The sequence below is a fragment of the Wenjunlia tyrosinilytica genome, from assembly GCF_014646055.1.
GTDB lineage: Bacteria > Actinomycetota > Actinomycetes > Streptomycetales > Streptomycetaceae > Wenjunlia > Wenjunlia tyrosinilytica.
Map to the genome: position 1 here is coordinate 66297 of NZ_BMMS01000023.1, position 14017 is coordinate 80313.

General features: G+C 72.1%; 10 protein-coding genes. 6 read left to right on the plus strand and 4 right to left on the minus strand.

Annotation, left to right across the window (positions count from 1 at the left end; all coding sequences use genetic code 11):
* From IEY86_RS24475 to IEY86_RS24490, 4 genes are all read right to left on the minus strand, one after another.
* Complete coding sequence (locus IEY86_RS24475) at nt 1-843, minus strand: Pvc16 family protein (protein WP_189133999.1); 843 nt, start codon at nt 841-843, stop codon at nt 1-3.
* Nucleotides 843-3011 (minus strand): ATP-binding protein, encoded by a 2169-nt coding sequence (locus IEY86_RS24480; RefSeq protein ID WP_189134000.1) that lies wholly within the window; start codon nt 3009-3011, stop codon nt 843-845. Before IEY86_RS24480 ends, IEY86_RS24475 begins: the two co-directional genes overlap by 1 nt.
* 133 nt (nt 3012-3144) lie before the next feature.
* A complete protein-coding gene (locus tag IEY86_RS24485; RefSeq protein ID WP_189134001.1) occupies nt 3145-3375 on the minus strand; it encodes a hypothetical protein in 231 nt (76 codons plus the stop codon).
* Entirely contained in the window at nt 3368-4159 is a 792-nt protein-coding gene (locus tag IEY86_RS24490) for an AfsR/SARP family transcriptional regulator (protein WP_189134002.1), read from the minus strand. Before IEY86_RS24490 ends, IEY86_RS24485 begins: the two co-directional genes overlap by 8 nt.
* 462 nt (nt 4160-4621) lie before the next feature.
* Between IEY86_RS24490 and IEY86_RS24495 the strand changes: the two genes are divergently transcribed.
* The 6 genes from IEY86_RS24495 to IEY86_RS24520 all read left to right on the plus strand — a co-directional run bounded on the left by IEY86_RS24495 (nt 4622) and on the right by IEY86_RS24520 (nt 13988).
* Nucleotides 4622-7378 (plus strand): AAA family ATPase, encoded by a 2757-nt coding sequence (locus IEY86_RS24495; protein WP_229698713.1) that lies wholly within the window; start codon nt 4622-4624, stop codon nt 7376-7378.
* A gap of 1346 nt (nt 7379-8724) precedes the next feature.
* Nucleotides 8725-8937, plus strand: coding sequence for a hypothetical protein (locus IEY86_RS36705; protein ID WP_229698714.1), 213 nt, complete (start codon nt 8725-8727; stop codon nt 8935-8937).
* Between the two features lie 378 nt (nt 8938-9315).
* Nucleotides 9316-10560 carry an ROK family transcriptional regulator gene (locus tag IEY86_RS24505; protein ID WP_229698728.1) on the plus strand — a complete coding sequence of 415 codons (1245 nt, stop codon included), beginning with the start codon at nt 9316-9318 and terminating at the stop codon, nt 10558-10560.
* A complete protein-coding gene (locus IEY86_RS24510; protein ID WP_189134005.1) occupies nt 10557-11870 on the plus strand; it encodes a M20 family metallopeptidase in 1314 nt (437 codons plus the stop codon). Before IEY86_RS24505 ends, IEY86_RS24510 begins: the two co-directional genes overlap by 4 nt.
* Nucleotides 11857-12993 carry a substrate-binding domain-containing protein gene (locus IEY86_RS24515; protein WP_229698715.1) on the plus strand — a complete coding sequence of 379 codons (1137 nt, stop codon included), beginning with the start codon at nt 11857-11859 and terminating at the stop codon, nt 12991-12993. The genes IEY86_RS24510 and IEY86_RS24515 overlap by 14 nt, the downstream gene beginning before the upstream one ends.
* On the plus strand, nt 12990-13988 hold the full coding sequence (locus tag IEY86_RS24520; protein WP_229698716.1) for an ABC transporter permease: 999 nt from the start codon (nt 12990-12992) through the stop codon (nt 13986-13988). Before IEY86_RS24515 ends, IEY86_RS24520 begins: the two co-directional genes overlap by 4 nt.
* Nucleotides 13989-14017 lie beyond the last annotated feature (29 nt).

Below are 14017 nucleotides of genomic sequence, written 5' to 3' on the forward strand. Positions count from 1 at the left end.
TCAGGGGGAGAGCGCCACGTCGTAGTCGTTGATGGCGGCGGCCGGAACAGTGATGGCCCGGTTGGCCGTCGTGAACCCGGGCGCGACGGCGGTCAGGGTGTGGGCGCCGACGCCGACCTGGGAGAACAGGAAGCGTCCGGAGGTGTCGGACGCGGTCGACCGCATGCCGTCGAGCGTGACGGTCGCGTTCGCCAGAGCCGTGTTCGTCCCCGCCTCACGGACGACACCGCCGATGGCGAAGAGCGGCTCCCCGGCGGTCGCCGGGTCGAGGTCGTCGTCCACGACCACCGTGCTCGTCACCACCCGCGGGCCCACGGTCACCGTGTCGCGCAGGTCCATTGCGACGGTGACCATCAGATGGAACGACGACCGGGGCGGGATCCCGAGCGCGCTCCAGAACTCGCCGAGGCTCTTGCTGTCATCCGACTGCGCCACCCATGTCGGCACCGGGAAGGGCTGGCCGACCAGCGAATTGCGCAGGTAGGCGGCGGGAATCACCGGAAACCGGCTGAGCTTCGCCAGCGCCGTGCCCAGCAGCCGGTGCTCCTCCTCGACCCCGGTGGCGTCCGGCTTCTTCGACCACGCCGTGACCAGGTAGTCGCAGTCCAGCCGCAGCGGAGGCCGACGCTGGACGAAGACCCCGGCGACCTGTTCCACGACGGGCACCGGATCACGCAGGACACGATTCTCGTGCACCCCGTACTGGAAGAGGTTCACCGTGGGCTGGCTGAAGTCGAATGCCTTGTCGGGTGTCTTGAACGTGATGTCGACGCCCGCCAGCGACGGTGGAACCGCGGCGTCCTCCAGCAGGGCGCGCACGGTGAGGTCGAGGTCCTGGAACATCAGCGCTCAGCCCCCAACGGTTCGTCACGGGAGTCCTCGGCGAGGAGCGCCGCGTATTCGCCCATGTCGTCCTCGGAGAGCACCCGGCCGATCTTCTGGTGTTCGCGCCAGGTCGCCCGGACGAGGTGGGCCATGCCGATCCGGCCGCCGTCGGCGCAGGCTCTGTACGCCGACGACAGGACGATGTTCTTGATGTTGCCGCCGGACAACCGGAACCTCCCGGCAAGGAAGGCGAAGTCGACGGTGTCGTTCACGGGCGCGCCGGCGGGCATGAACTGCCGCCACATCCGCTCCCGGTACCGCTCGGTCGGCATCGGGAACTCCACGATGAAGTGGAGCCGCCGCAGGAAGGCGCTGTCGAGGTTCTCGCGGAGGTTGGTCGCGAGGATCGCGATGCCGTCGTAACTCTCCATCCGCTGGAGCAGATAGGCGACTTCGAGGTTGGCGTAGCGGTCGTGCGCGTCGCGGACCTCGGAGCGCTTGCCGAAGATCGCGTCCGCCTCGTCGAAGAAGAGCACCGCGTTGGCGCTCTCGGCCGCCTCGAAGATGCGCTCCAGGTTCTTCTCTGTCTCGCCGATGTACTTGCTCACCACCGTCGCAAGATCGATCTTGTACAGGTCGAGCCCCAGCTCCCCGGCCAAGACATCCGCCGCCATCGTCTTTCCGGTGCCGGACGGACCCACGAACAGGGCGCACACCCCACGGCCCAGTGCCAGGACCCGCCCGAAACCCCACTGTTCGAGCACCCGCTGACGGTGCGCCACCTGGTCGCACAGCTCGCGCAGCTGCGTCAGCACCTCCTCCGGGAGGATGAGGGCGTCCCACGCGTACCCGGGCTCCACCTTGCGGGACAGGGACGCAAGCTCCCGGCCGCACTGGGCACGGGCGGCGGCGAGGAGGTCCTCGTCCTGCGGCCGGGCGCCCGTCCACTCCGCCCGGTTGCGGGCGGTCGCGACCGCCTCGCGGATGCGCCAGACGGGGAGGCGGTACTGTCCGGACAGCCGCTCGACGGCCCGGTCGCCGGCGGTGACCCCGCGCGCTTCGAGCTCCCGCCGCCACCACGCGCGGCGCGTTCCCGCTGCGGGCACCGGGAACGGCACCACGGCCACGCCTGCCGGGTCCCCGGGGCGGTGCGTCGGCGGCGCCCATGGCTTCCGCCCTGCGAGGACGGTCAGCACCCGGCCGGCCGCGACCTCCTGGACCAGCCGGTCGTACGCTCCCGAGGCCGACCCCCCGTCCAGCGCGTCGACTCCCGACACGAAGATCGCTCCGCGGCGCAGCCACGCCTCGCGGAACGCGATCCGGACGACCTCCTCCAGCGGCGCCGCGGCGCCCGCCGCGCGCTCCAGTTCCGTCACCAGCAGCGGCAGTCCTCGCTCCGCGGCCAGCGCTTCGGCCACGCTGAGCTGAACGGTGTCCGCCGGGCCCATGAAGTACAGGCGGGGGAGCGCCGACCCGGGCCCGGCGCCGTCTGCCGGACGCGGCAGGGCCCGCAGCGTCTCCGGATCGAGGGGGAGAGCGGCGAGGCTGCCCCGCGGCTGTACGAACCGGGCACAGCGGGCGAGCCGCGAGTCGAGCACCGACTGGCCGATGAGCAGATGCAGGATCTGCTCATCCACCTTCATCGCCTGGGAGAGCAGGGGCTGATGCGGCTGGTTCGGATCCGGGAGCAGATGGAGGAGACCGTGCCGGACGAGGGGCGCGTCGGCCGCGACCCTGCCGCGCGCTGTGAGGCGCGCCGCGGCCGAGGGGCACAGCAGGTTGAGTGCGAGGTCCACCGACGGCCGCCGTCTGGTCACGTCGTCCTGGAGGTACGCGTAGAGCCGCTCGTAGCGCAGGTCCAGTTCCGGTGCCGCTGCGATGACCAGGAGATCGAGGTCGAGGGGGGTGAGGCCGAAGGTCCGGCCCAGCCAGGCGAGCTCGTTGCCCCGGTCGTCGTCCGGACCGTCGGCCGCGGGCGCGTCGGCGCCGAACAGCGGCTCGCCGGGGCCCCGGCTCAGCAGCCGGTCGACCTCGTCCGGGCCGATGGCCAGGCCGCGGTAGGGATCTGTGGCCGCCTGCGGCCCGTAGACGACGGCGGCGGTGTCCATGGCGCGGCCGAGGAGGGCGTCCAGACGGCGAAGCGCCGGCAGGAGGCCGAATCCCTCGGTGACGCCTGGCCCGTCCATCGCGGCTCCGTTTTCGTGCTCGTGTGTCCCGGTGTCCGCGCAGATGCCGCGTGCCCCTTCGGGCCCGCGGCGTCGGCGCCCGGCAACGAGAGCACCGTAGGGAGCGCCCCGTCTCACGAGCGTCTCCGCCGCGTCACTCGCGGCCGTCGGGGGGCGCCGGGGACTGGTCGTGCAGTGCCTCGTACGCGTCAAGCCACTGCTCCACCACGGCGATGACCGCGTCCCGTCCCGTCAGCGGGGTGGGTTCTCCCGCGCTGCGGATGTCGGCGGTCCGGATGACGCGGCCGCACAGGGTCCCCGAGTCGGCCTGGGACCATATGGTGATCAGGAGAAGGGCGCCGGTGGCACCCGGGTCGTCAGCCATGCCGGCCCTCTTGCAGGGGGTGCGCAGACAGAAGTTCGGCTCTGCCGGAGGTGCGTCGTCCGGCCGTCGGCGGCTGGTCGCCGGCCGGGGGCAGCATCGCAAGGAAGCGCGCCGAGGGCTCCAGCCCCAGTTCGTCGAGCAGGAACTCCCGGAACGCGCGGTAGTGCCGGACCGCCTCCACCATGTTGTTCTCGGCGAGGTGCACCGCCACGACTGCCCGATGGGCACTCTCGCGCAGCGGCTCGATGCGCACGCACGCCAAAGCGGCCTCCAGGGCCAGCGCATGGCGTCCCCGTGCGATGAGGTGCCGGGCGACTGTTTCGAGGGAGTGGAGCTGCAGCTGGCGCATGCGTTCGCGCTCGAAGGCCACCCAGTCCTCGTCCCAGCTCGGCAGCAGGTCGCCGTCCAGGCGCAGCAGCTGGGGCACCTCGTCGACGCCGAGGGTCTCGGGCGAACTCACCACCCGCAGTGCCCACTCGGCGAACGCGTGAGTGTCGACGTCCACCGCGTCCGCGAGCGACAGATGGTCGTGTTCGCTGCGGACGACGGGCTGCCGCCCGCGGCGCAGCCGCCACAGGGTCGTACGGAGATTGCCGCGCGCGCGTTCCTCGGTGAGGTCGGGCCACAGCGTGCCGGCCAGCGAGGTGCGGGTGGCGTGCCCGTGCAGCCCGAGGTAGGCGAGGATCCGCTGCCCGCCCGCGCACACGTCGACGGGTCCGGCACCGCAGTCGAGCCCGAAGCGACCCAGCAGGCGCAGTCGGGGGGAGGATTGCGCAACGGTCATGTCGTCTGCACCCCTGGTCCGGGCCGGCACTGTGGCAGTGGCTCTCCGGACGGGCAGCGCAGGTGCTCGTCCGCCGTCGCCCGTCGCGCCAAATCCCCTGTCGTCACCAGGGCAGCGCACCGGCCCATGGGCCGCATCGGGGAAGTCCCTACCCGTGGCGCTCTGCCGGGCCCCCGCCGCCTGCGCCGCTCCGGGCCCGGGCCGGGCGCTCGGCCGGTCGGCGTCCTCCCGGGGCGTTCTGCTCCCGTAGCCCGCCGGAACGGTCCCCATGACGCATCGGGGAACTCCCTGCAAAGGGAAGCGGGGAACTCCCTGCAAAGGGACCGGATGCGACTGATCGACAGATTTACGCGGTGATGCGCGGATTGTCGTTGGTGCTCATGGGGGAGAGACCACCCTGACCAAGGTGGCGCGACGCGTTGCCGCAGCGGGGGCACCGGGGGCGCAATGGAGCCGACATCGTTGGGCCGGCAGACGCTGGTCGGGCGCGAGCGCGAATGCGGTCTGCTGGACGGGATGCTGGCCGCGCTGACCCACCGCGGGTCGGCGCTGCTGCTGCGCGGCGACCCGGGCATGGGCAAGAGCGTGCTCCTCGACTACGCCGCCCGGGAGAGCGGCATGGATGTGCTTCGGGCCCGGGGTGTGGAGTCGGAGGCGGTCCTTCCGTACACCGTCCTGGCCGATCTGATGCTCCCGCTGCGCAGGTACTTCGCCGAGGTGCCCAGCGCCCAGTGCCGGGCGCTCGAGGGATGTCTGGCGTTGGCCGACGCCGTCGACGCAAACCCGTACGCGGTGTGCGCCGGGGCGCTGGGTGTGCTCGCCGCCGCCGGGCAGGCCGAGCCGCGGTTGGTGCTGGTCGACGACCTGCACTGGGGCGACCCCCTGTCGCGGCGGGTGCTGCAGTTCGTCGCGCGGCGCCTGACCACCGAGCGGGTGGCGCTGGTAATGGCCGTCCGGACCGAGCCGGACCAGGATGCCTCCTGGGAAGGGGTGCCCCAATTGGTACTGGAGGCGCTGGGCGACGACGCCTGCCGCGAGCTGCTGCACCGGCGGGGTCTGGACCCCGCCGACACCGCGGTCGCCCGGCTGGCCCGGCTGGGCATGGGCAATCCCCTGGTCCTGGTCGAGCACGCCGAAGCACTGGCCCGATGCCGGTCCCGCGGCGGGGAACAGCGGGACCAGGAGTGGCAGACCCCCGGCCCCCTGGTGGAACAGGCCTGGTGGGGACGGATGCGTGCGCTGCCCCGCACCACCCGCGACGCCCTGGTGTACGTCGCGCTCTGCCACGCACCGGAGTTCGCCGTCCTGGAACGGGCACTGGACGCCGGCGGGCTGTCGCTGGGCGCCCTGGAGGCGGCGGAGGAGGCCGGCCTGGTCCACGCCCACGACGGCGAATACCAGCTGCGGCATCCGGTGCTGCGCCCCCTGGTGCTGGCACACTGCTCGGTTGCCCAGCGGCTGCGCGCCTACCGCGCGCTCGCCGAGCAGTCGTCCGGCGAACTGCGCACCTGGTATCTGGCCGCTGCCGCGTGCCGACCGGACGAGACGGTGGCGGCAGCCCTCGCAGGTGAGGCGGGGCAGGCGCGGCTGCGCGCGGCGCTGGCCACCTCGGCCCGGATGTGGCACCGGGCGGGGGAACTGTCCCCCGCCGCACCGGAGAAGGCCGCCAGGCTGCTCAACGCCGCCCAGGACGCCTTCCACTCCGGCGTCACCGGCGACGCCGCCCAGTGGTGCGAAGAAGCTCTGCGCCACAACGCCGATCCCGGGCTGGCCGCGGAAATCGAGCTGCTGCGGGGGCGGGTCCGCAGCTGGGCCGGCGACCCGGTCGGGGCCCACCGCCTGCTGGAGTCGGCGGCGGCCGTGGCCGAGCCGGCGGACCGGGCGTGGGCGTGCGCGCTGTACGGCTCGGCCACCATGCCGGCCGTGATGGGCGGCCGGCTCGCCCACGCGGCCGACAGCGCTTCCCGCTGCGCCGGACTGGCCGCCGCCCTGGGCACGGAGCCGGAGCAGCGGCTGGCCAGGGTCGTGCAGGGGACTGTGCAGGCACTGGCCGGGCGGGTGCGGGAGAGCCGTCGGCTGCTGCTGCGCGGCCGGGACGAACTCCGGGGGGACAAGGCGCCGGAGGAACTGCGGCAGGCGCTGCTGACCGGCCAGGCGCTCTCCTGGGTGGATGAGGAGGACGCCGCGCGCGAGATGATCGGCACCGTGATCGACCGGGCCCGGCTCGACGGTGTCCCCGCGCTGCTCCCGCAGGCCCTGGTGGTGCGCTGCGAGATGGAGTCGTGGAACCGTTGGGCGGCGGCCCGCACCGACGGGGCCGAGGCGCTGCGCTGGGCGCGGGACCTGGGGCACCGGCCCATGACCGGGTACGCGCTGCTCCTGCTGGCTCGGCTGGACGGGCTGCGGGGCGACCGGGCGGCGTGCGAGCAGCGCGTCGCGTCCTACGAGGAGCACTGTGGCGGTGTCCGCGGCCTGGAGCCGTTCGCCCAGGCCGCCCTGGGGGCGGCGGCGCTGACCGCGGGAGACCTGGGACCGTGCCGGGCCCATCTGGAGCGGGCGTTCACGGTGGCGCGGGAGATGGGGCTGGCCAATCCGAATCTGATGCCTTTCGTGGCCGAACTGGCCGAGGCGCACAGCAGGACCGGCGAGCCGGCACGGGCGGCCGACGTCACCGAGTGGCTGCGGGAGCGCGCACAGGCGACCGGCCTGGCGTGGCCGGTCGCGGCCCACGCCCGGTGCCGGGTCATGCTCGCCACCTCCGCCGACGAGGTGCTGGAGTGGCAGTCGGCCGCGGAGCAGGCGCACGCGGGACGGCCGATGGCGTTCGAGCTGGCCCGTACCTGGTTGGTGTGCGGGGAGGCGCTGCGGCGTCTGCGGCGCCCAGCAGCCGCCCGCAGGCCGCTGCTCGACGCCCAGCGGGCCTTCGAGGCGCTGGGTGCCCTGCCCTGGGCGGCACGCGCCGCGGCAGAGCTGGCCGCGGCCGGCCACAGACCCGTTCAGCGGCAGGCGTCGCCCCCGGACGTGGACCAGTTGACGCCGCAGGAACTCCAGGTGGCCCGGGCGATCGGCGAGGGCCTCAGCAACACCGAGGCGGCCACTGCGCTGTTCCTGTCCCGCAAGACCGTGGAAGCGCATCTGACCCGCATCTACCGCAAGCTCGGTATCCGGTCGCGGTCCGACCTCGCACGCTGCCTCGCCCGGGCCGGGATGATTGGCTGACCGGAAAACTCGACGGCCAGGCGGGTACGGCGAGGCGGCCTCTCGGCGGTGAGGGGCCGGGAGGCTTCTGGCTGGGGGTCGGCTTGAGCGGGGATTGCGTTAGGTGGTTGCCGGGGCGAGGGTGGGTTGCGGCCGAGGGCTTTGAGCCGGCGGACCAGGTCGCGGGTCTTGCGGGCGGGGCCGAGGTTGAGGGTGTGGAAGTCGCTGCCGAGTTCGCGGTAGCGGGCGATGGGGTTGTTCGTCAGGCGCCGGACATGCGGCGGAGCTGACGGTGTGCGCCCAGGTCTTGCAGGCTGCCGACCGCGCCCCTCTTCTACGCATCCCTGAGCGACCCCGTACGCGCTCACCACAAGGAGCCTCCGCCAACTTGAGGCCGGTGGGCGCCCTGCTCATGCTCGAACGCCCCGTCGCCCGCGACCACTTGGCCGAACTCGTCCATGGAAGTCCGAAAGAGCACCCTTCCCTCCGGTTCGCCGATCCCGTAGCAGGGGCGGGCCCGGCCGTGGCCAGGCGCTGCAACGGCCGGAACAGGTCTGTCGACGAAGACCCGTACCCCCTGATCGCCCCCTGACTGCCCCTCCGGCTTCCCTCGCTACGACGAGCCGCAGTGCCTTGTCGGCGTGGATCCGCCCCGAGCCCATGCACGCCGTGTGATCCGAGAAGCGCTCCCGCCGCGGGATCTCCAATCCCCGCTCCGCCGACCGGCCATGGCCTCGTCCAGGAGACCATGACGCCGGAACCCGCAGGGACGGTCCCCAGGCCGCCCCTGCTGGGGACAACCGGGGCCGTGCGGTCATCGGCTGCTGCCGACCGCCCTGCAGCGCAGGGTTTCCTGAACTGGAGTTCGAATGCCGCGAGGGTGGGGATCTTTGCCCCACAAGCTCAAAACCCATCGATCGGAGAACTGCCGGTGAGAGCGACGGCGTTGAACCGGGGAATCCGGTCGGGCCCAGGCCGCGGGACGCGGTGGACGGCCCGGCCCTCGAAGAGACCGCCGAGAACGCGTCGACTTCTGACACACCGCCTGCCGCGCCGACCAGCCGCCACGAAGGCCGCGCTGGACATGGATGTTCGGTCCTCGTCCGGCTGCCGGCCCCGACACGTTCCGGGACAGCCCTCCTGCATGAGCAGCCCGTTTACTGACCGACCTGGAGCCGGACCTACCGGGTGAACAGCCCCTGCATGAACAGCCCCTTCATGAGCAGCCCGCTTCCCGGTCCGGTGACGGCAGACGACCGGCCCCTCCGGCGTCGTACACCGCGGCGGTCGAGCGCTACCTCACCGGGGCGGGCATCGCGAAGTCCTCCGCGCGGATCCACCGGATCTCGCTGACGACCTGGGGGTGGATGCTCGCCGGCGAACCGGCGCCGACCGGACTCGCCCGCCGGGGCGCGAAGCCGCCCGTCTTCCCCGTCGCCGCGATCGGCGACCCGGCGCTGCCTGAGTTCCTGGCCGAGCCGGCGGCGCAACGCGCAGACGAGATGGACGCCGGGGTCGAGCAGGAACCAGGCAGAGAGCGCGGTTTGACGTCCCATGATTTGACATCCCGCCAGAGCTGACTGTTCACGGTGCCGTTTCACTGCAGGGCCACGGCCTTCTCGCACGTGCGGATGAAGTCGCCGAGCAGGCTCGCGGTCTTCCGCGGTTTCTCCCGGAGGTCCTCCAGCGGCGCGGGCCGCGCCTGAGCATCGCGACCGGCGCGTGGTCCGGCTTCGACCCGGCGGCCGCCGACGCGACCGTGCGGGTGGCGGCGAAGCCATGTCGAAGCCTGGGGGCGCCGCCTCCGGGGCGGTGCCGGGTCCCCCACCTCCTGGGCAGCGCGCGGCACCCGCCTTCCACCTGGTGCATTCCAGTTTTTCGGTGACCCTTGACAGGGCCCGTTCGTCGGCGGACTCTGTTCGTCAACTTGCCGAACGAATGGAGTCGAGGTGCGCGAGATGACGCCGGCCGGCCCCCTGCTGCGACAGGTCAACACGCAGACGCTGATGCAGCTGATCATTCACACGGGGCCGGTGACCAGGGTGGAGCTGGCGCGAAGGTCGGGGCTGTCCAAGCAGACGGTGTCGGAGATCGTCCGCCAGCTGCAGGGTGCCGACTGGGTCCGGGAGACCGGGCGGGTGCGCGGGGGAGTCGGGCGCAGCCCGGTGGCGTACGAGTTCAACCCGCGGTCGGGGTTCGTGATCGGCGTGGACCTGGGCGGCACCAAGCTGCGGGCGGCGATCGGTGATCTGGGGGGCGGGCTGCTCCACGAGATCGTGGAGTCCACCGACCCGCTGGGCGGACGGCACGTGATCGAGCAGGTCTGCTCGGTCAGCCGCCGCCTGGCCGACCTTGCCGACGCGTCCTGGGACGCGGTGCTGTGCGTGGCCATCGGCACACCGGGCGTGCTGAATCCTCAGACCGGTGTGATGGATTTCGCCGTCAACATCCCCAGCTTCGGTGACCTGCGTGTGCAGGACGAGCTGACCGGGCGCCTCGGTGTGCCGTTGCTCCTGGACAACGACGTGAACATGGCCGTGCTCGGTGAGCACTGGCAGGGGCTCGGCCAGGACAGCAGTGACTTCGTGTTCATCGCCGTCGGCACCGGCATCGGCATGGGCGTGGTGGCCGACGACGAGATCCGCCGCGGCTGCAACGGGGCAGCGGGAGAGATCTGCTACCTGCCCATCGGCGCGGACCCCCTTGACCGGGCCAACCAGGTCAAAGGTGCTTTCGAGGAGGCCGCGGCCGGCGCCGGCCTGGTCCGGCGGTATGTGGAGGCCGGGGGCCGGGAGGTCGGCGTCCCCGAGATCTTCGCGGCGGCGGCCGACGGCGACGCGGCCGCCCAGCTGGTTCTGGACGATGAAGGGCGCCTGATCGGACAGGCCATCTGCGCGGTGGCCGGCGTGCTGGATCCCGAGCTGGTGGTACTCGGCGGCGGCATCGGCTCACGAACCGAGCTCCTCGAACCGGTTCGCAACTGGCTCGGCCGGTTCATGCTCCAGCCCCCGGAAGTGCACACAAGCGCTCTGGGCCATCGCGCACCGCTGGTCGGCTCGATGGCTGTGGCGCTGCGCACGGCGCACCAGGACCTGTTCGGGGCGACCGCGCTGACCCCGCTGGTGCTCCCGACACCGCCCAGCGGCACCGCCGATGCCGCCGACGGGGACGTGGCGGCACCGAATCCGGGGGGGACCCGATGAGCCTCGAGCCGGACGTCCGGGACCGGATCCTGGCCGCAGTGGACCGTGACGAGGCATTGGCTCTGCTGCGGCAGGCCGTGGCCGTGCCCAGCGTCACCGGCGAGGAGGAGGCGTTCGCCCGGTTCGCGGCCGAGCGCCTGGCCGAGGCCGGTGCCGATCAGGTCTGTGTCGAGGAGTTCGCCGAAGGGCGCCCCAATGCCTGGGGCGTCGTCCGCGGCGCCGGCGGGGGACCGGGACTGATGTTCGTGGGCCACCTGGACACCGTGCACGTCCGCGGCTGGGAGGAGCACTGGCGTGGCGACGTGCGGGAGGACCCGTTCAGCGGTGCCGTCGTCGACGGCCGGGTGTGGGGGCGTGGAGTGGGCGACCTCAAGGCCGGAATCTGCACCGTGATCGCCGCGCTGCAAACGCTGCGGCGCGTGGGGCTGGCACCGCGCGGCGACGTCTGCGCCGTGTTCGTCGGTGACGAGGAGAGCGGCGAGCCGGGCAGCGGGATCAGCGCCGGGATCAAGGACATCGTGCCCCGGATCGAGAGCGGACAGATCCCGCGGCCGGATTTCGCCGTGTACGTGGAGCCCACCCAACTGCACGTCTACACCGCCCAGATGGGCTTCTTGATCGCCGAAATCACGCTGGAGGGCCGCTCGGCGTACTTCGGTGCGCCCGAACTGGGTGTCGACGCGGTCCGCGCCGCCCACGAGGTGCTGTCCGGACTATGGGCGTACACCGACGAGCTGGAGCGGCGGCCCAGCCATCCGCTGGTCGGCCGTCCCTTCCTGCTCGTCACCGGCATCACCGGCGGCGGCTACATCGCCGTACCGGGGAAGTGCCGGATCGACCTGATCCGCAAACTGCTCCCCGGGGAGAGTCTGGACCGGGCCAAGGCCGAGCTGGACCGCGTCGTGGCGGCCGCGGTCACCGACCAGCGGGTCCATGCCACCGTCGCGTACACCGCCCCCAGGGACCACGCCGTCGGCGGTACCCCGAACGAGACCGACCCCGAAACCATCGGCGTCGTCCGGCTGCGGGAGGCGATCCGGACGATGCGCCCGGACCGGGGCGAGGTCCAGGGCGCCCCCTACTGGTCGGAGAACCCCTTCCTGTCCACCCGGCTCGGTGTCCCCGCCGTGTACTGCGCACCGGGGGACATCCGCAACTGCCACACCTTCGACGAACACGTCCCCGTCGACGAGTACCTCGACGCCGTCGGCGTCTTCGCCACCTTCATCGCCGACTTCTGCGGTGTCCGCGACGCGGACGCCCCCCACCCACCCCCGCACCACGGAGCAAGACATCATGAGATCACGTAACACCGCGGGGGCCATCGTCGCCTCCGCCGCACTGCTCGCCATGGCAGCCTGCAGCACGGGCGCCCAGACGACCGGCGCACCCAAGACCGAAAAGTCGCCGACCGGCACCACCACCGCGGCGGCGCCGCTGACCGAGACCCGTGGCCCCAACGGCGAGAAGCCCACCGCCACCAGCGACCTCACTCTGAGCGCCGCCGACGCGGCGAAGGTGAAGGCCGGCCACTACACCGCCGCGCTGTTGTGGCACACATCCTCCGACTTCACCAACGCGGTCACCGCGGGTGCCGACGACGAGTTCGCCCGGCTCGGCGTCAAGGTGGTCGCCACCACCGACGCCGGCTTCGACGCCGCCAAGCAGAAGAGCGACGTGGAGACCGTGCTGGCGAAGAAGCCCAGCGCGGTGATCTCCCTCCCGCTCGACCCCACCACCGCGGCCGAGGCCTTCCGCCCGGCCAAGCAGGCGGGGACCAAACTGGTGTTCCTCTCGAACGTTCCCACCGGATACCGGCAGGGCGTCGACTACGAATCGGTGGTCACCGACGACCTGTTCCAGATGGGAAAGCAGGCCGCCGACGCACTGGCGAAGTCCATGGGCGGCAAGGGCGAGATCGGCTGGATCTACCACGACGCCAAGTACTACGTCACCAACCAGCGCGACAACGCGTTCAAGACCACCATCGAGCGGGACCACCCGGGCATCAAGATCGTGGCCAAGCAGGGGATAGCCGACCCGGCGCGGGCGGAGGACATCGCCAACGCGATGATTTCCCAGCACCCGGATCTGAACGGCGTCTACGTGACCTGGGCCGAACCGGCCGAGGGTGTGCTGTCGGCGCTCCGCAACGCGGGCAACACCAAGACCAAGGTGGTGACCCTGGACCTGTCCGAGCCGATCGCCCTCGACATGGTCTCCGGCGGCAACGTCATCGGCATGGTCGCCGACCAGGCCTACGAACTGGGCCGAGCCCTGGCGGCGGACGCCGCGTACGGCCTGCTCGGCAAGAAGGCGCCGCCGTTCCTCGTCGCCCCCGCGCTCACCGTCACCAAGGACAACCTTCGCGAGGGCTGGCACCAGTCCTTGCACCGCAAGCCGCCCGCCTCCGTACTGAAGGCCGCCAAGTGAGGACCCGAGCCCACCAGAACGCGCGGGCGGCGGTCACGCCGCCCGCGATCCTGGATCGTCTGCGGGCGGCCGACCCCCGCCGCTACGTGGTCTACGCGGGGTTCGCACTGATCATGGTGGTCTTCTCGATAACCCTGCGCGACTCAGGATTCCTCACCACCCCGAACCTGGTCCACATCGTCCAGCAGACCGCCCCGATCACCGTGATGGCGGTCGGCCTGGTGCTCGTCCTCACCGCCGGCGAGATCGACCTGTCCATCGGGTCCGTGGTGGCGCTGTCCGCCCTGGTCGCCGGGGTGATGCTGCGCGACTACGACAGCATGCCGCTGGCCGTCGCCGCCTCGCTGGCCGTGGGCGCCGGGGTCGGCCTGTTCAACGGCCTGTTCGTGACCCGGGTGCGGGTGCCGTCCTTCCTGGTCACCCTGGCCACCCTGGGCCTGGTCGCCGGCCTCGCCCGGGTGATGACCAACCTGCAATCGGTGCCGATCACCCATGAGTACTTCAACGGGCTGTTCGGATCCGGTTCGATGGCCGGGATCTCGACCCTCGTCCTGTGGAGCGCCGCCGCGGTGGCCGTCGGCCACTATGTGTACCGGCACACCCGGTTCGGCGCGCACGTCCTCGCCGTCGGCGACAACGCCCGGGCCGCCCGGGTGTCCGGGGTCAAGGTGGAACGGGTCAAGGTCGCGGTGCTGGTGATCAGCGGCCTGTGCGCCGCTCTGGCCGGGCTGCTCTACGCCGGCCGGCTGCACGGCGCCACGTACACCCTCGGCGAGACCGACATGCTGACCGTGATCGCCGCCGTGATCGTCGGCGGAAACCGGCTCTTCGGCGGCTCCGGCACCGTCGTCGGCGCTCTCGTCGGGTCGCTGGTCATGGGCGTGCTGAACAACGGCCTCATCCTCGGCGGCCTGTCGGTCTCCCAGCAGATGATCGCCCGCGGCGTGATCATCCTGGTCGCCGTCGCCCTCACCCTGCGCGAGGAGAAGGCGTGACCCGGCCCGCACCTTCCCGGCCCTCATCT

What these genes read in the sequence shown, in the direction of transcription:
- IEY86_RS24475 (WP_189133999.1), bottom strand. Translation starts at nt 843, where the DNA reads ATGTTCCAGGACCTCGACCTCACCGTGCGCGCCCTGCTGGAGGACGCC.
- IEY86_RS24480 (WP_189134000.1), bottom strand. Translation starts at nt 3,011, where the DNA reads ATGGACGGGCCAGGCGTCACCGAGGGATTCGGCCTCCTGCCGGCGCTT.
- IEY86_RS24485 (WP_189134001.1), bottom strand. Translation starts at nt 3,375, where the DNA reads ATGGCTGACGACCCGGGTGCCACCGGCGCCCTTCTCCTGATCACCATA.
- IEY86_RS24490 (WP_189134002.1), bottom strand. Translation starts at nt 4,159, where the DNA reads ATGACCGTTGCGCAATCCTCCCCCCGACTGCGCCTGCTGGGTCGCTTC.
- IEY86_RS36705 (WP_229698714.1), top strand. Translation starts at nt 8,725, where the DNA reads ATGCTCGCCGGCGAACCGGCGCCGACCGGACTCGCCCGCCGGGGCGCG.
- IEY86_RS24505 (WP_229698728.1), top strand. Translation starts at nt 9,316, where the DNA reads ATGACGCCGGCCGGCCCCCTGCTGCGACAGGTCAACACGCAGACGCTG.
- IEY86_RS24510 (WP_189134005.1), top strand. Translation starts at nt 10,557, where the DNA reads ATGAGCCTCGAGCCGGACGTCCGGGACCGGATCCTGGCCGCAGTGGAC.
- IEY86_RS24515 (WP_229698715.1), top strand. Translation starts at nt 11,857, where the DNA reads ATGAGATCACGTAACACCGCGGGGGCCATCGTCGCCTCCGCCGCACTG.